This is a genomic window from Brevundimonas diminuta ATCC 11568, assembly GCF_000204035.1.
GTDB lineage: Bacteria > Pseudomonadota > Alphaproteobacteria > Caulobacterales > Caulobacteraceae > Brevundimonas > Brevundimonas diminuta.
The window spans coordinates 2,139,587-2,154,380 of sequence record NZ_GL883086.1 but is presented as its reverse complement, the minus strand read 5'-3'; the positions used below and the strand labels follow the sequence as shown (position 1 = coordinate 2,154,380).

The window sequence follows — 14,794 nt, the reverse complement described above, 5'->3', positions numbered from 1 at the left end:
ATGCCCGGCCCCGATCTGGCGCGGGCGGCGGGCGTCTCGTCCGGCGTGGTCAAGGGGCTGGTCGATGAAGGCGTGCTGGAGGCGTTCGAGACCCCGGCCGTCGCCGCCTTCGATCCGCCCGATCCCGACCATGCGCCCGCGACCCTGAACCCCGATCAAGCGGCGTCTGCGGCCGCCATCGCCGAGGCTGTGACGGCGGGCGGCTTCGCCCCCTTCCTGCTGGACGGGGTGACGGGCTCGGGCAAGACGGAGGCCTATCTGGAGGCGGCGGCGCGGGTGTTGCGGGCCGATCCGACGGCGCAGGTGCTGATCCTGCTGCCCGAGATCGCCCTGACCCAGGCGGTGATCGAGCGCATCACAGACCGCTTCGGCGTCGCCCCGGCCGAATGGCATTCCGGCGTCGCCCCGCCGCGCCGGCGACAGGCGTGGGAGGCGGTGGTCGCCGGGCGCTGCAACATCGTGGTCGGCGCGCGCTCGGCCCTGTTCCTGCCCTACGCCAACCTGCGCCTGATCGTGGTGGACGAGGAGCACGACGGCTCGTTCAAGCAGGAGGAGGGGCTAGTCTATCACGGCCGCGACCTGGCTGTGGCGCGGGCGCGGATCGAGGGGGCGGCGGTGGTGCTGGCCTCGGCCACTCCGTCGCTGGAGACGCTGTGGAACGCGCATCGGGGGCGGTATCGCTGGCTGAAGCTGGCGGCGCGCCACGGCGCGGCGGTCCTGCCGGAGATCGGGCTCATCGACCTGCGCGAATGTCCGCCCGATCCGCAGACCTGGCTGTCCGCACCTTTACGCGAAGCCATCGGCGAGACGCTGGCGAGGGGCGAGCAGAGCCTGCTGTTCCTGAACCGGCGCGGCTATGCGCCGGTGGTGCTGTGCCGCGCCTGCGGGCATCGGCTGACGGCGCCGGACACGGATTCCTGGCTGGTCGAGCATCGCTACACCGGGCGGCTGGTCTGCCACCTGACCGGCTTCTCCATGCCCAAGCCCAAGACCTGCCCGTCTTGCGGCGCCGAGGATTCACTGGTCCCGGTGGGGCCGGGGGTCGAGCGGGTCGAGGAGGAGGTGCGCCAGCTCTTCCCGCAGGCGCGCACGGCTGTCTTCAGCTCGGACACCGTGCCGGACGGCAAGTCGGCCCGCGCCCTCATACAAAGCATGGCCGACGGCGAGATCGACATCCTGGTCGCCACCCAGGCTGCGGCGAAAGGCCACAACTTCCCGCGCCTGACCCTGGTCGGGGTGGTCGATGCGGACTTAGGGCTTCGCGGCGGCGATCTGCGCGCGGCCGAGCGGACCTATCAGCTGCTGGCCCAGGCTACGGGCCGGGCGGGGCGGGCGGACAAGCCGGGCCGCGCCCTGCTGCAGACCTGGACGCCCGAGCATCCGGTGCTGCAGGCGCTGGCGGCGGGCGACCGCGACGCCTTCGTCGAGGCGGAGATGGCGGAGCGCGAGGCGGCCTCCCTGCCGCCGCACGGCCGGCTGGCGGCGCTGATCCTGTCCAGCGAGAACGCCATGGCGGTCGAAAAGGTCGCTCGCGATCTGGCTGAGGCCATTCCCAACGCCGAGCGGCTGGAGGTCTACGGACCCGCCGACGCGCCGCTGGCGCTGGTGCGCGGGCGGCGCAGGAAGCGGCTGTTGGTGCGGGCCGATCGGGACGTGAACCTGCAGGCCTTCCTGCGCGCCTGGCTGACGCGGGTGAAGGTTCCGGCGTCGGTGCGGCTGACGGTGGACGTGGATCCTTATAGTTTCCTGTAAGGCGCGATCGCTCGCCGCGCGGCGGCTCGCTGCTTGAGCGCGTTCTTTTCATCCGCTCACCCCGGCGGACGCCGGGGGCCAGTGAGAGCTGCAAGCGCGTGTCTGGGGCCAAAGAACTGGATCCCGGCGTCCGCCGGGAGGAGCGGGAGGAAGGGGCTTATCGCGGACCGGTCAGCCGGATCTCGAACAGGCTGGGCCAATTCTTGCCCGTGACGAACAGGCGGCGGTTCTGCGCGTCCCAGGCGATGCCGTTCAGCACGTCGTCGACCGGATCCTTCACCTGATCCTTGGGCAGCAGGCCGCTGAGGTCGATGACGCCGACCACGCGGCCGGACTCTGGGTCGATGCGGAGGATGTAGTCGGTCCGCCAGACGTTGGCCCAGACCTCGCCGTCGATCCATTCCAGTTCGTTCAACTGGCGCACCGGGCGGCCGTTCAGGGTGACGGAGACGCGGCCGGTCTCGGCCTGGGTGTCGGGATCGAGGAAGCGCAGGGCCGCCGATCCGTCCGACAGGATCAGGCGCGTTCCGTCGTGCGTCAGTCCCCAGCCTTCGCCCGCGTAGGCGAAGCGGGAGACGGGCTTCAGGTCGTCCGCATTCCAGATGAAGCCGACGCCGTTGATCCACGACAGGGAGAAGACGCGGCCGTCTTTCTCGGTCAGGCCTTCGCCGAAGAACTCGGGCTCGAGTTCGCGCTTCTGCAGCACGACGCCGTCCTCCAGCCGCACGCGCCGCACGCTGGAGGGGTTGCGGCCGGTGCTTTCGATCAGCACGCCGTCGCGGATGACCAGCCCCTGGGTGAAGGCGGTCGGGTCGTGGGGGAAGGTCCGCACCACCTCATAGCCGTAGACCGGAACGCGGGCCGGCGCGGGCTGAGTGGAAGAAGAAGGGGCCGGCCCCGGCGCTTGCGCCGCCGCCGACGCGGGAAGCGCCAGCAGAAGCGTCGCCAGGACCGGCCCGATACGCACGCTTAGACGCCGGGCTCGGCGGTTTCGGCCTTGTTGAGGGCGGCCTGAGCGGCTTCCTCGGCCTGGTTCTTTCTGATCTGGGCGTTGCGCGACCACATGTTCAGGCCCTCGACCAGGGCCGAGAAGGCCATGGCGGCGTAGATATAGCCCTTGGGCACGTGGACGCCGAAGCCGTCGGCGATCAGCACGGCGCCGATCATCAGCAGGAAGCCCAGGGCCAGCATGACCACGGTCGGGTTCTTGTCGATGAAGTTCGCCAGCGGGTCGGCCGCCAGAAGCATGGTCAGAACGGCGATGACCACGGCGATCATCATGATCGGCACGTGATCGGTCATGCCGACCGCCGTCAGGATGGAGTCGACCGAGAACACCAGGTCCAGCAGGATGATCTGGAAGATGGCCGAACCGACGTTGTTGATGACGACGTCCTTCTTGTCCTTCTCAAGCAGGTGGTCGTTCGACGGCGTGGTGTCGACGGCGTGGTGGATTTCCTTCGTCGCCTTCCAGACCAGGAAGAGGCCGCCGGCGATCAGGATCAGGTCGCGCCAGGAGAAGGCGGTGTCGAAGGTCTCGCCGTGGAAGCCCAGGTCGAAGACCGGCTGGGTCAGGCCGACGATCCAGCCGATGGTGGCCAGAAGGCCCAGGCGCATGATCAGCGCCAGGCCGATGCCGATGCGGCGCGTGCGCTGGCGGTGTTCGGGCGGAAGCTTGTTCGAGAGGATCGAGATGAAGATCAGGTTGTCGATCCCCAGCACCACCTCCATGACCACGAGGGTCACAAGGGCCGCCCAGGCGGCGGGATCGGTCAACAGCGGGGTTATGCTTTCGAGCATCGGGTGTCCTGATGGGTGTTGGAAGGTTTTCGGTAACGGGAGCGTGAGCGCGCATCAAGCGTCGGATGGCGTCGTCGTCGTCGCAGGCCCTCCTGTCGAACCCAGCTTGACCGGTCCTATTCGACCAAAGAGAGCGCGGGTGCGGCGTTATCGTTCCGCGCCCCTCGGTTGCGAGGCGAGGCCTTGCATGGTATCAGCCGCGCGGCTTTAGCGAAGGGCGTATCGAAAGATGCGTCCCCAGCGTGCTTTCTACAAGCATTTCAGGCCCTTGGCTGGCGCAGGCGACTGCGGCCGGTCTTGATCCAAACGCTTCAGACGCGGACCAAATATAAGTGGCGGACGATTTCAGGACGACGGAAGTCGGCGGACGGTATGCACAGGCGCTGTTCGACCTCGCGGACGAGACGGGGGCGCTGGACGCCGTGCGCGCCGATCTGGCTGCGCTAAAGGCGGCCTGGCTGGACAGCGCGGACCTGCGCCGTCTCGCCACCTCGCCTATCGTGGCGTCGGCTGATCAGGCTAAGGGCCTGGCCGCCATCGCCGACAAGGCCAAGTTCAATGCGACGACGCGCAACTTCCTGGGCCTGCTGGGCCAGAACGGCCGCGCGTCGGACCTGCCGGGCGTGATCGCCGGCTTCGAGGCGCTGTACGCCAAGAAGACGGGCGTCGTGGCCGCCGAGGTGGTTTCGGCCGTGGCGCTGAGCGCCGCCCAGACCAAGAAGATCCAGGCCGAGCTGCGCGCCGCCCTGGGCCGTGATCCCGAACTGACCGCCCGCGTCGATCCGACGATCCTGGGCGGCCTGAAGGTCAAGGTGGGCTCGAAGCTGTTCGACGCCTCGCTGAAGACCAAGCTCGACCAGATGACTTTTGCGCTGAAGCGCGCCTAAGCCCCGAATTCCAGATCAAGCCGGGCCAGCGGGCCCGCACCGAAGACGAAAGCCGAAAGAGCCAATCATGGATATCCGCGCCGCCGAAATCTCGGCCATCCTCAAGTCGCAGATCACCAACTTCGGCGTGGAAGCCGACGTCTCGGACGTCGGCCAGGTGCTGTCGGTCGGCGACGGCATCGCGCGCATTCACGGTCTGGACAACGTCCAGGCCGGTGAAATGGTCGAGTTCACCAAGGCCGGCGTGAAGGGCATGGCCCTGAACCTGGAACGCGACAACGTCGGCGCCGTGATCTTCGGCGCGGACGCCGCCATCGCCGAAGGCGACGACGTGCGCCGCCTGGGCGAGATCGTGGACGTGCCGGTCGGCAAGGGCCTGCTGGGCCGCGTCGTCAACCCGCTGGGCGAGCCGATCGACGGCAAGGGCCCGATCCAGTTCACCGAGCGTCGCCGCGTCGACGTGAAGGCCCCTGGCATCATCCCGCGCAAGTCGGTTCACGAGCCGATGCAGACGGGCATGAAGGCGATCGACACCCTGATCCCGGTCGGCCGCGGCCAGCGCGAGCTGATCATCGGCGACCGTCAGGTCGGCAAGACCGCCGTCGCCATCGACACCATCCTGAACCAGAAGGCCGTCAACAAGTCGGACGACGAGTCGGCCAAGCTGTACTGCATCTACGTCGCCATCGGTCAGAAGCGCTCGACCGTGGCCCAGATCGTCAAGACCCTCGAAGAGTCGGGCGCGCTGGAATACACCATCGTCGTGGCCGCCACGGCGTCGGAGCCGGCCCCGCTGCAGTTCCTGGCTCCGTTCGCCGGCACCGCCATGGGCGAGTATTTCCGCGACAACGGCATGCACGGCCTGATCATCTATGACGACCTGTCCAAGCAGGCCGTGGCCTATCGCCAGATGTCGCTGCTGCTGCGCCGTCCGCCGGGCCGTGAAGCCTATCCGGGCGACGTCTTCTACCTGCACAGCCGCCTGCTGGAGCGTTCGGCCAAGCTGAACGAGGACTACGGCTCGGGCTCGCTGACCGCCCTGCCGATCATCGAAACCCAGGCCAACGACGTGTCGGCCTACATCCCGACCAACGTGATCTCGATCACCGACGGCCAGATCTTCCTGGAATCGGACCTGTTCTATCAGGGCATCCGTCCGGCCGTGAACGTCGGCATCTCGGTGTCGCGCGTGGGCTCCTCGGCCCAGATCAAGGCCATGAAGCAGGTCGCCGGTTCGATTAAGGGCGAGCTGGCCCAGTATCGTGAAATGGCCGCCTTCGCGAAGTTCGGCTCGGATCTGGACGTCTCGACCCAGCGCCTGCTGGCCCGCGGCGCCCGCCTGACCGAGCTGCTGAAGCAGCCGCAGTACTCGCCGCTGGCCGTCGAAGAGCAGGTCGTGTCCATCTACGCCGGCACGCGCGGCTACCTGGACGGGATCGAAGTGGCTCAGGTCGGCCGTTTCGAGAGCGAACTGCTGGCGCGCATCCACGCCAACCACGCCTCGCTGCTGGACGGCATCCGCACCAAGAAGGCCCTGACGCCCGAGCTGGAAGCCGAGCTGAAGGACATCCTGGCGGCCTTCGCCAAGACCTTCGCCTGATCGTTCGGCCCTGTAGTCAAAGGAAGAGCAGAGCCGGATGGCTAGCCTCAAGGAAATGCGCGATCGGATCGGAAGCGTCAAAGCGACGCAGAAGATCACGAAAGCCATGCAGATGGTCGCCGCGGCCAAGCTGAAGCGCGCCCAGGACCAGACCGAAAGCGCCCGGCCCTATGCGCAGCGGATGGCCTCGGTCATCGCCAACCTGGCGGCCGGCGTCGGCGACGACGGCCCGCGCCTGATGACCGGGACCGGCGCCGACCAGAAGCATCTGGTCGTCGTCGCCACGGCCGACAAGGGCCTGGCGGGCGGGTTCTCGACCAACGTCATCCGCGCTGCGCGGGATCACATCAACAGCCTGATCGCCAACGGCAAGACCGTCGAGATCGTGGCCGTCGGCCGCAAGTCGCGCGACCAGCTGACCCGTCTGTTCGGCGACAAGGTCGTCAAGACCTTCGAGCTGAGCGAACACAAGACGGTGGGCCTGCATTCGGCCCAGCCGATCGCCGAACTGCTGGCCGAGAAGTTTGAAGCGGGCGAGGCCGACAAGGTCACCCTGTTCTACAGCCAGTTCAAGTCGGTGATCTCTCAGGTTCCGTCGTCGCGTCAGCTGGCCCCGGCCGAAGTCGACGCGGACGCCTCGGCCGACGCCGGCGCGCTCTATGAATATGAGCCGTCGGAAGAAGACATCCTCGAGACCCTGCTGCCGCGCAACCTGACGACGCAGATCCTGGCCGCCCTGCTGGAGAACCAGGCCGGCTTCTTCGGCGCCCAGATGGCCGCGATGGACAACGCCACGCGCAACGCGGGCGACCTCATCAGCGCCCTGACGCTGCAGTACAACCGTTCCCGCCAGGCTCAGATCACCACCGAGCTGATCGAGATCATCGCCGGCGCTGAAGCGCTCTGATCCCGACACAGCTGACATTCGACACGGACAAAACCCGATGACCGACACCACCGCCGCCAAGAAACCCGCCGCCAAGAAGCCGGCCGCTCCCAAGAAGGCCGCCGCTCCGAAGGCCGCCGTCGCGACCGTCGCGGGCCAGGGCAAGATCGCCCAGGTCATCGGCGCCGTCGTCGACGTCGAGTTTGAAGGCCACCTGCCGGCGATCCTGAGCGCCCTGGAGACCCAGAACGTCGACCAGAAGACGGGCGAGCCCTTCACCCTGGTCCTGGAAGTCGCCCAGCACCTGGGTGAGAACATGGTCCGCGCCATCGCCATGGACACGACCGAAGGCCTGACCCGCGGTCAGCCCGTCGTCGACACCGGCAAGTCGATCATGGCCCCGGTCGGCCCCGGCACGCTCGGCCGCATCATGAACGTCGTCGGCCAGCCGATCGACGAAGCCGGTCCGATCCTGACCACTGAATACCGTCCGATCCACAAGGAAGCCCCGACCTTCGACGAACAGTCGACCTCGGCGGAAATCCTGGTCACCGGCATCAAGGTCATCGACCTGATCTGCCCCTACACCAAGGGCGGCAAGACCGGCCTGTTCGGCGGCGCCGGCGTGGGCAAGACCGTGACCATGCAGGAACTGATCAACAACATCGCCAAGGCTTACGGCGGTTACTCGGTTCTGGCCGGCGTGGGCGAACGCACCCGCGAAGGCAACGACCTGTATCACGAGATGATCGAGTCCAACGTCAACGTGGACCCGGCCAAGAACAACGGCTCGACCGAAGGCTCCAAGTGCGCCCTGGTCTACGGCCAGATGAACGAGCCGCCGGGCGCCCGCGCCCGCGTCGCCCTGACCGGCCTGTCGATCGCGGAATACTTCCGTGACGAGGAAGGCAAGGACGTGCTGCTGTTCGTCGACAACATCTTCCGCTTCACCCAGGCCGGTTCGGAAGTGTCGGCCCTGCTGGGCCGCATCCCCTCGGCCGTGGGCTATCAGCCGACGCTGGCGACCGAGATGGGCAACCTGCAGGAGCGCATCACCTCGACCAAGAAGGGCTCGATCACCTCGGTCCAGGCCATCTACGTCCCCGCCGACGACCTGACCGACCCGGCCCCGGCCGCTTCGTTCGCCCACCTGGACGCCACGACCGTTCTGTCGCGCGACATCGCCGCCCAGGCCATCTTCCCGGCCGTGGACCCGCTGGACTCCACCTCGCGGATCATGGACCCGCTGGTCATCGGCGAGGAGCACTATCAGGTCGCTCGCCGCGTCCAGGAAATCCTGCAGCAGTACAAGGCGCTGAAGGACATCATCGCCATCCTGGGCATGGACGAGCTGTCGGAAGACGACAAGCTGGTCGTGTCGCGCGCCCGCAAGATCCAGCGCTTCCTGTCGCAGCCCTTCTTCGTGGCTGAGCAGTTCACCGGCTCGCCGGGCAAGTTCGTCGAGCTGGCCGACACCATCCGCTCGTTCAAGGCGATCTGCGACGGCGAATACGACCACCTGCCGGAAGCCGCCTTCTACATGGTCGGCGCTATCGAAGAGGCCGTCGAGAAGGCCGCCAAGATGGCCGCGGAAGCCTAAGCCATGGCCGGTAAGCTGAACTTCTCCCTCGTCGCCCCGGAACGCGAAGTCTTCGCCGGTTCGGTCGATCAGGTCGATGCGCCGGGCGTCGAGGGCGACTTCGGCGTCCTGCCGGGCCACGCGCCCTTCATGACCACCCTGCGCGAAGGCGTGGTGACGGTCTATGACGGCGCCCAGCGCCGCCGCTTCGAGGTCAAGGGCGGCTTCGCCGACGTCAACGGCGAAGGCCTGACCATCCTGGCCGAAGAGGCTTCGGAGCTCGTCGCGAACTAAAGGTTCGCACGGCTGAAACGATCAAAGGCCCCTCGCTTGCGGCGAGGGGCCTTTTTCGTGCGCGATGTCCGACGCCAACTCCGACGCCAACTCCGCCGTCATCGCTCCTCACGCCGTTATCCATCATCTCCGCCGTCGTCCTCGGGCTTGACCCGAGGATCCAGCCGTCCGCACGCGGAACCTTGGCCAGGTGGAGCGCGTCCCGCACTGGATTCTCGGGTCAAGCCCGAGGATGACGGCAGTGGGGTCCGAAGAGTGACGCTTGGTCTTTAGAGAAGCGTCAGAGCCTCAAACCGCCCATTCCCCGAACACCCGCGCCACCTGCTCATAGACCGGGCGTTTGAACGGCACGATCAGGCTGGGCGCCTCTTCCAGCCGCCCCCAGCGCCAGGCGTCGAATTCCGGCTCGCCGTGCGCGTTCAGGTCGATCTCGTCCTCCCCGCCGGTCAGGCGGAAGGCGAACCACTGCTGGCGCTGGCCTTTCAGCCCCTTCCAGCTCTTGGGGCTCGGCAGGCCTTCGGGGAAGTCATAGGGAATCCACTCGCTCGTGCGGCCCAGCAGAGCGATCGAGCGCACGCCCGTCTCCTCGTGCAGTTCGCGGCGGGCGGCGGCTTCCAGGTCTTCGCCGTCGTCGACGCCGCCCTGGGGGAACTGCCAGTTCCACGGTTCGGGCGTGTCGGCGCGGCGGCCGAACCAGACCTGGCCGGCCGGATTGAACAGGACGACCCCGACGTTGGGGCGATAGAGGGACAGGTCGATGCTCATGCCCTTCGCATACGCCGCCGTCTCGTCGCGGGCTAGGCGTCAACGTCCGGGAAAGGCGGCGCGGCTAGGGTGGCGTCATGGACAGACGTCATCTGATCGGCCTGACTCTGAGCGGGCTCGCGCTGGCGAGCGCGGCGCACGCTTCACCGGAGAAGAGCGGGGGCGGCAAGGGGGGCTATCTGTCCCTGCCCACCGCCACCGCTACCGTTCTGAGGCGCGACGGGCGACGCGGGGTGATGACGGTCGAGACGGGCCTCGACATCGCCGACGGCGCCCTGATGGAACGGGCGCAACTGTCCCAGCCGCGTCTCAGCGCCGCCTACAACGAGATCGTCCGCATCGCCGCCGAGCGGCTGCTGCCGGACGCCCCGCCCAATGTCGAATGGCTGGTGGTGGCGTTGCAGCACGCGACGGACGCCATTCTGGGCAAGCCGGGGGCGAAGCTGTTGCTCGGCACGGTGATGGTGGCGTGAAGGGGCTAGGCCCCTCCCTCAGTCCTGCGTCGGGTCGGGGCGGCTCGTGTCGCCGTAGGTCATGGCGAGGAAGACGTCTTCCAGGTCCGGGTCTTCGGTGGCGATGTCCTTGATGGTCACGCCCGCCGCGCGCACGGCGGCCAGCACCTGTTCGACGCTGGATTCGCCTGTCCGATAGGTGACGACGAAGGCGCCGTTGGCGCGCGGGGCGACCGCAAAGCCGTTCAGGGCGGGCAGGGTCTCGGGCGCCGTCTCGGGCGTCACCACGACGTTGCGGGTGTCCAGCCGCTTCAACAACTGTTCGGTCGGCTCGCAGGCCACGACCTCGCCGCGGTTGATGATGGCGATGGTGTCGCACAGCTCCTGCGCCTCTTCGAGGTAGTGGGTGGTCAGGATCACCGTCACCCCCTCCTCATTGATCTTGCGGACGTACTCCCACAGCTGGCGGCGCAGCTCGACGTCCACGCCCGCCGTCGGCTCGTCCAGGATCAGCACCGGCGGATTGTGCACCAGGGCCTTGGCCACCATCAGGCGCCGCTTCATGCCGCCGGACAGGGCGCGGACATAGGCGTTGGCCTTGTCCGACAGGCCCAGCGCCGCCAGCAGCTCGTCCGAGCGGCGCTCGTCGGCGGGCACGCCATAGAAGCCGGCCTGAACCTCCAGCGCCTCGCGCGGGGTGAAGAAGACGTCGGCGACGATCTCCTGCGGCACCACGCCCAGCGCCGAGCGGGCGTCGCGGGCCTCATGGTCGATGTCGCGATCCCAGATGCGGACCGTGCCCTCGGACTTGTTCACCACGCCCGAGATGATGTTGATCAGGGTCGACTTGCCCGCGCCGTTGGGCCCCAGCAGTCCGAACATCGAGCCGCGCGGCACCGTCAGATCGACCCCGCGCAGGGCCGTCTTCGGCGGCGACTTGCGCGAGCCCTTGTAGGTCTTCTTCAGCCCCCTGACCTCGATGGCGTTGACGGGCAGGCGGGGCTCTTGGGTCATGGCGCGGACTTCAACTCGGGCAAGGCGGGGCGGACGGCATAGGTAGGGGGCGCGGGGCCGTTCGCCAAGCCGTCGCCGCGCGTGCGGGGACAAGGTTGCGAGACGATATGTAAATGGTGCTTGACGTGTACGGGCGATGTGTCTAGCTTGCTTGTCAGAAAGACAACTTCCCTTGGATGAGGACACGCCATGACCACCGCCGTCGCCACCCGTAAGCCGCTGACCCGCATTCGCCTGATCGGCTTCATCGCCATGGGGGTCTGCGCCATCGGCTACGCCGGTTTCGCCCTGGCCCTGCTGGCGGGCAAGCTGGACTATCTGCCCATGACCCAGGCGGCGATCATCGCCGCGGTCGCCGCTGTGATCGGCGAGATCGGCTTGTGGGTCGGGGCGGGCTGCCTGGGCCTGACCCTGTTCAAGAAGCGCAAGGCCCTGTTCGACAAGGTGATGGGCCGCAAGGCCGCGCCTTCGGAGGTTTGACCTGACGGTCCGGTCCGCCTAGGAACGGCGCAAAGCCTTTCCAGACCGGACCGGATCATGCCTCCCCGCCATCTCGAAGCCGTCATTCCTCCGCCCGAAGAGATCGTGGTCTCGACCAAGCGCGTCGCCTGCGACGGCGGCGGCGGGGCCTTGGGCCACCCGCTGGTCTACATGGACATGGGCGAGGACGACTTCATCGAGTGCGGCTATTGCGACCGCCGCTTCGTGCTGTCGGCCCATCCGCATCCCGAGAGCGAATACCTCGATCCGGCGGCCCGTCCGCCCGAGGCGCACTGAGCCCGATCATGCGCTATCTGCACGCCATGGTCCGGGTGAAGGATCTGGACGCTTCGATGCGTTTCTACCGCGATCTGCTGGGTCTGGTGGAGACGCGCCGCGCGGATTACGAGGCCGGGCGCTTCACCCTGGTCTATCTGGCCGCGCCGGCGGACAAGGCTCGCGCCGAGGCCGAGCAATCCCCCGAGGTCGAGCTGACCTATAACTGGGACGATCAGGACTACGACGGCGGCCGCAACTTCGGCCACCTGGCGTTTCAGGTCGACGATATCTACGCCGCCTGCCAGCGGCTGATGGACGGCGGCGTGGTCGTCAACCGTCCGCCGCGCGACGGCCACATGGCCTTCATCCGTTCGCCGGACGGGATTTCGATCGAGCTGCTGCAGTCGGGCGAGCGTCTGGCTCCGGCCGAGCCCTGGGCCTCCATGCCGAACGTGGGCGCCTGGTGAGCGTTTCGGCGCGGCTGATCCTGGGTCTGGCGGTCCTGAGCCTGGGCGCCTGCGCCTCGGTGACGGAGACCAATCCGTCGCGGACGGCCACGGACATGCTGCTGGTCAACCGCGCCGCCGACCGGGCGGTCGAGGGCCTGACCCTGCCGATCCCGCAGGGCGCGCGCGTCTTCGTCGACGAGACCTATTTCCAGGCCGAGAACGCCCGCTATGCGCTGAGCGCCATCCGCGCCGCCCTGTCGGAAGCCGGCTACGCCATCGTGCGCGAACGCGGCGAGGCCGACGCCATCTTCGAGGTGCGCGCCGGCGCCCTGTCGCTGGACCAACTGCGCCGGGTGGTGGGCATTCCCGACATGCGCGTGCCGATCAATGAGAGCCTGAACGTCGTTTCCCTGCCGGAGCTGTCGCTCTACTCCAACCGCGACCGCATGGGCGTGGCCGAGTTCTCGGGCTTCCTCTACGACGCCCGCACCGGGATGCCGCTGGGCGCCGTCACGCCGATGATCGGCCAGTACAAGATCCGCAGCCACAAGGCCCTGATGATGATCACCTGGGGCCAGCAGCTGGCCCAGCCGGGCGAACGTGATCCGGGCTCGAGCTGGAAGGAATTCTAGCGCGGTCGCTCGCTCCGTTCGCGGAGCGAGACAGGCGCTTCGGACCGTGTTAGGGCGCAGGTGAGCATAAGGCGTTGGCCGCGCTCACTCGTTCGCCGCCGCCGCAAGAGACGCCCTTGTCCTTCTTCCACGCCGGTCCCGCGCCGAAAGGCTCCGGTCTTCGCCGAGGCGCCCTGCGCGACGGGTTGGATCTGGCGCCGGGGATGAAGGTCGGCCTGTTCGGCGGCTCGTTCAATCCGGCTCACGACGGCCACGCCCATGTGGCGGCCACCGCCATGCAGCGGTTGGACCTGGACCGGGTGGTCTGGCTGGTCTCGCCGCAGAATCCGCTGAAATCCGAACACGAGACCGCGCCCCTGGCCGAACGCATGGCCTCGGCGCGCGCCGTGGCGGCGAGCGTCGGCCCGGCCATGATCGTCTCGGATTTCGAGACGCGGGCGGGCACGCGCTGGACCGTCGACACCCTGCGCGCCGTCGTCGCCCGCCATCCCGGCGTGCATTTCGTCTGGCTGATGGGATCGGACAATCTGGCGGGATTCCATCGCTGGAGGGGCTGGACCGACATCATGCGGTTGATGCCGGTGGCGGTGATCGCCCGGCCGGGCAGCCTGCTGGACAGCCGCACGGCCCCGGCGGCGGCTCGGTTCGCCCGCTATCGCATTCCCGCCGCCCAGGCTGGGTTGCTGCCCAATCTGGAGGCGCCGGCCTGGACCTATCTGACGGCGCCGCTGAACCACCGCTCATCCACCGCCATCCGCGCGACGCGCGCGGCGGGGTGAAGAGTCGTCGCAGGCTGGGTGACCTTTTGCGCCGGGCGTGCTATGATCGGCTTTTAGTAATCGCCTCGGAGCCCTCCGCTGACCCCCTCGACCGCGCACGATGCGCAAGACGCCGTTTCGAATGCGGCGCACGAAATGGACCTGATGGATTCCGTCCATTCCGAAGACGGTCAGGCCGAGGACGGCCCCAGTAGCGACGAGCGCCAGCCTCTGCCGGTCGGCGCGACCGAGCTGGAGCAGGCCATCCTCGCCAAACTCGATGACGACAAGGCTCAGGACATCGTCCTGATCGACCTGCGCGGCAAGAGCCCGATGACCGACGCCATGATCGTGGCTTCGGGCCGCTCGCACCGCCACGTCGGCGCCATCGCCGACCACCTGCTGCGCCTGTTCAAGGAACTGGGCCTGGGCAAGGTGAAGGTCGAGGGCCTGCCGCATTGCGACTGGGTGCTGCTGGATGCGGGCGACGTCGTCGTCCACCTGTTCCGCCCGGAAGTGCGCACCTTCTACAACATCGAGAAGATCTGGGCGGTCGACAGCGCCCACCGCGGCGGCCCTGTCCGCGGCTGACCCTTTCTCTGACTGCGGGCTGACCTCATGAAGCTGGCGATCGCGGCCATCGGCAAGCCGGGCCGCGGTCCCGAGGCCGCCCTGGCCGACGACTACGCCCGGCGGGCCACCCTGTCGGGGCGGCCCCTGGGTCTGGGCCCCCTCGAACTCATCGACCTTGAGCCGAAGAAACCCGGCAAGGCGCCGGAGGCCGAGCTGCTGCTGGCCGCCGCCGAGGGCGCGCACCTGATCGCCTGCGACGAGCGGGGACGCACCTATTCCTCGCGCGCCTTCGCCGACCATGTGGCGGCTCTGCGCGATCAGGGCGAGCGGCGGCTGGTCTTCGTCATCGGCGGCGCCGACGGTCTGGACGAAAGCGTGCGCCGCGCGGCCCGCTCGACCCTGGCCTTCGGGCCGCAGACCTGGCCCCACGCCCTGGCCCGCGCCATGCTGGCCGAGCAGATCTATCGGGCCGTGACCATCCTGGCCGGTTCGCCCTATCATCGCGACTGATGCGATCCGGGGCCGTTCTTCTTCTGACCTCCTCCAGCCTGCTGCTGGCCCTGGCCGGGCCGGCGGCCAGCCAGCGCGCGGCCC

The 14,794-nt window shown here is 68.1% G+C and carries 18 protein-coding genes; 14 read left to right on the top strand and 4 right to left on the bottom strand.

Translation table 11 applies throughout. The annotated features are described in order from the left end of the window. A partial coding sequence (locus BDIM_RS14335) for a primosomal protein N' (protein ID WP_040346320.1) occupies positions 1-1,752 on the top strand: 1,752 nt, incomplete at its 5' end. Between the two features lie 157 nt (positions 1,753-1,909). On the opposite strand, the gene BDIM_RS14330 is transcribed toward BDIM_RS14335, so the two are convergent. Further along, positions 1,910-2,719 (bottom strand): glutaminyl-peptide cyclotransferase, encoded by an 810-nt coding sequence (locus BDIM_RS14330; protein WP_244911803.1) that lies wholly within the window; start codon positions 2,717-2,719, stop codon positions 1,910-1,912. 2 nt (positions 2,720-2,721) lie between these two features. Further along, on the bottom strand, positions 2,722-3,552 hold the full coding sequence (locus BDIM_RS14325) for a TerC family protein (protein ID WP_003166306.1): 831 nt from the start codon (positions 3,550-3,552) through the stop codon (positions 2,722-2,724). A gap of 332 nt (positions 3,553-3,884) precedes the next feature. Here BDIM_RS14325 and BDIM_RS14320 point away from each other — a divergent pair, with 332 nt between their 5' ends. The 5 genes from BDIM_RS14320 to BDIM_RS14300 all read left to right on the top strand — a co-directional run bounded on the left by BDIM_RS14320 (position 3,885) and on the right by BDIM_RS14300 (position 8,798). Beyond that, positions 3,885-4,439 carry a F0F1 ATP synthase subunit delta gene (locus BDIM_RS14320; RefSeq protein ID WP_003166305.1) on the top strand — a complete coding sequence of 185 codons (555 nt, stop codon included), beginning with the start codon at positions 3,885-3,887 and terminating at the stop codon, positions 4,437-4,439. 67 nt (positions 4,440-4,506) lie between these two features. Next, complete coding sequence (atpA, locus tag BDIM_RS14315; protein WP_003166304.1) at positions 4,507-6,039, top strand: F0F1 ATP synthase subunit alpha; 1,533 nt, start codon at positions 4,507-4,509, stop codon at positions 6,037-6,039. A 37-nt stretch (positions 6,040-6,076) separates the two neighbouring features. After that, positions 6,077-6,946 carry a F0F1 ATP synthase subunit gamma gene (locus tag BDIM_RS14310; protein ID WP_003166303.1) on the top strand — a complete coding sequence of 290 codons (870 nt, stop codon included), beginning with the start codon at positions 6,077-6,079 and terminating at the stop codon, positions 6,944-6,946. Between the two features lie 37 nt (positions 6,947-6,983). Further along, on the top strand, positions 6,984-8,525 hold the full coding sequence (gene atpD / locus BDIM_RS14305; RefSeq protein ID WP_003166302.1) for a F0F1 ATP synthase subunit beta: 1,542 nt from the start codon (positions 6,984-6,986) through the stop codon (positions 8,523-8,525). A gap of 3 nt (positions 8,526-8,528) precedes the next feature. After that, positions 8,529-8,798: an ATP synthase F1 subunit epsilon gene (locus BDIM_RS14300; RefSeq protein WP_003166300.1), complete on the top strand. Its 270-nt coding sequence runs from the start codon at positions 8,529-8,531 to the stop codon at positions 8,796-8,798. Positions 8,799-9,086: 288 nt separating this feature from the next. On the opposite strand, the gene BDIM_RS14295 is transcribed toward BDIM_RS14300, so the two are convergent. Further along, positions 9,087-9,563: an RNA pyrophosphohydrolase gene (locus tag BDIM_RS14295; RefSeq protein WP_040346319.1), complete on the bottom strand. Its 477-nt coding sequence runs from the start codon at positions 9,561-9,563 to the stop codon at positions 9,087-9,089. Between the two features lie 77 nt (positions 9,564-9,640). On the opposite strand from BDIM_RS14295, the gene BDIM_RS14290 reads away from it, so the two are divergent. Continuing rightward, positions 9,641-10,036 carry a hypothetical protein gene (locus BDIM_RS14290; protein WP_003166299.1) on the top strand — a complete coding sequence of 132 codons (396 nt, stop codon included), beginning with the start codon at positions 9,641-9,643 and terminating at the stop codon, positions 10,034-10,036. A gap of 18 nt (positions 10,037-10,054) precedes the next feature. Here BDIM_RS14290 and BDIM_RS14285 read toward each other — a convergent pair whose 3' ends face one another. Further along, the gene (locus BDIM_RS14285) at positions 10,055-11,029 is read right to left on the bottom strand and encodes an ABC transporter ATP-binding protein (RefSeq protein ID WP_003166298.1); all 975 of its coding nucleotides are present in this window, start codon (positions 11,027-11,029) and stop codon (positions 10,055-10,057) included. A 189-nt stretch (positions 11,030-11,218) separates the two neighbouring features. Here BDIM_RS14285 and BDIM_RS14280 point away from each other — a divergent pair, with 189 nt between their 5' ends. From BDIM_RS14280 to rlmH, 7 genes are all read left to right on the top strand, one after another. Continuing rightward, complete coding sequence (locus BDIM_RS14280) at positions 11,219-11,509, top strand: hypothetical protein (protein WP_003166297.1); 291 nt, start codon at positions 11,219-11,221, stop codon at positions 11,507-11,509. A 57-nt stretch (positions 11,510-11,566) separates the two neighbouring features. Then, the gene (locus BDIM_RS14275) at positions 11,567-11,806 is read left to right on the top strand and encodes a zinc-finger domain-containing protein (protein WP_040346318.1); all 240 of its coding nucleotides are present in this window, start codon (positions 11,567-11,569) and stop codon (positions 11,804-11,806) included. An 8-nt stretch (positions 11,807-11,814) separates the two neighbouring features. Then, a complete protein-coding gene (locus BDIM_RS14270) occupies positions 11,815-12,255 on the top strand; it encodes a VOC family protein (RefSeq protein WP_003166295.1) in 441 nt (146 codons plus the stop codon). Next, positions 12,252-12,869: a DUF6655 family protein gene (locus tag BDIM_RS14265; protein ID WP_003166294.1), complete on the top strand. Its 618-nt coding sequence runs from the start codon at positions 12,252-12,254 to the stop codon at positions 12,867-12,869. Before BDIM_RS14270 ends, BDIM_RS14265 begins: the two co-directional genes overlap by 4 nt. A 116-nt stretch (positions 12,870-12,985) precedes the next feature. After that, the gene (locus BDIM_RS14260; protein ID WP_040346317.1) at positions 12,986-13,648 is read left to right on the top strand and encodes a nicotinate-nucleotide adenylyltransferase; all 663 of its coding nucleotides are present in this window, start codon (positions 12,986-12,988) and stop codon (positions 13,646-13,648) included. Between the two features lie 135 nt (positions 13,649-13,783). Beyond that, positions 13,784-14,218: a ribosome silencing factor gene (gene rsfS / locus BDIM_RS14255; protein WP_003166291.1), complete on the top strand. Its 435-nt coding sequence runs from the start codon at positions 13,784-13,786 to the stop codon at positions 14,216-14,218. 27 nt (positions 14,219-14,245) lie between these two features. After that, positions 14,246-14,710, top strand: coding sequence for a 23S rRNA (pseudouridine(1915)-N(3))-methyltransferase RlmH (gene rlmH / locus BDIM_RS14250; protein WP_003166290.1), 465 nt, complete (start codon positions 14,246-14,248; stop codon positions 14,708-14,710). Positions 14,711-14,794: the final 84 nt, after the last annotated feature.

Bases quoted from the DNA above. Each gene is read 5' to 3' on its own strand.
- rlmH (WP_003166290.1), top strand. From the start codon at position 14,246: ATGAAGCTGGCGATCGCGGCCATCGGCAAGCCGGGCCGCGGTCCCGAG.
- atpA (WP_003166304.1), top strand. From the start codon at position 4,507: ATGGATATCCGCGCCGCCGAAATCTCGGCCATCCTCAAGTCGCAGATC.
- BDIM_RS14295 (WP_040346319.1), bottom strand. From the start codon at position 9,563: ATGAGCATCGACCTGTCCCTCTATCGCCCCAACGTCGGGGTCGTCCTG.
- BDIM_RS14275 (WP_040346318.1), top strand. From the start codon at position 11,567: ATGCCTCCCCGCCATCTCGAAGCCGTCATTCCTCCGCCCGAAGAGATC.
- BDIM_RS14300 (WP_003166300.1), top strand. From the start codon at position 8,529: ATGGCCGGTAAGCTGAACTTCTCCCTCGTCGCCCCGGAACGCGAAGTC.
- BDIM_RS14290 (WP_003166299.1), top strand. From the start codon at position 9,641: ATGGACAGACGTCATCTGATCGGCCTGACTCTGAGCGGGCTCGCGCTG.
- rsfS (WP_003166291.1), top strand. From the start codon at position 13,784: ATGGACCTGATGGATTCCGTCCATTCCGAAGACGGTCAGGCCGAGGAC.
- atpD (WP_003166302.1), top strand. From the start codon at position 6,984: ATGACCGACACCACCGCCGCCAAGAAACCCGCCGCCAAGAAGCCGGCC.
- BDIM_RS14270 (WP_003166295.1), top strand. From the start codon at position 11,815: ATGCGCTATCTGCACGCCATGGTCCGGGTGAAGGATCTGGACGCTTCG.
- BDIM_RS14325 (WP_003166306.1), bottom strand. From the start codon at position 3,552: ATGCTCGAAAGCATAACCCCGCTGTTGACCGATCCCGCCGCCTGGGCG.
- BDIM_RS14285 (WP_003166298.1), bottom strand. From the start codon at position 11,029: ATGACCCAAGAGCCCCGCCTGCCCGTCAACGCCATCGAGGTCAGGGGG.
- BDIM_RS14310 (WP_003166303.1), top strand. From the start codon at position 6,077: ATGGCTAGCCTCAAGGAAATGCGCGATCGGATCGGAAGCGTCAAAGCG.
- BDIM_RS14280 (WP_003166297.1), top strand. From the start codon at position 11,219: ATGACCACCGCCGTCGCCACCCGTAAGCCGCTGACCCGCATTCGCCTG.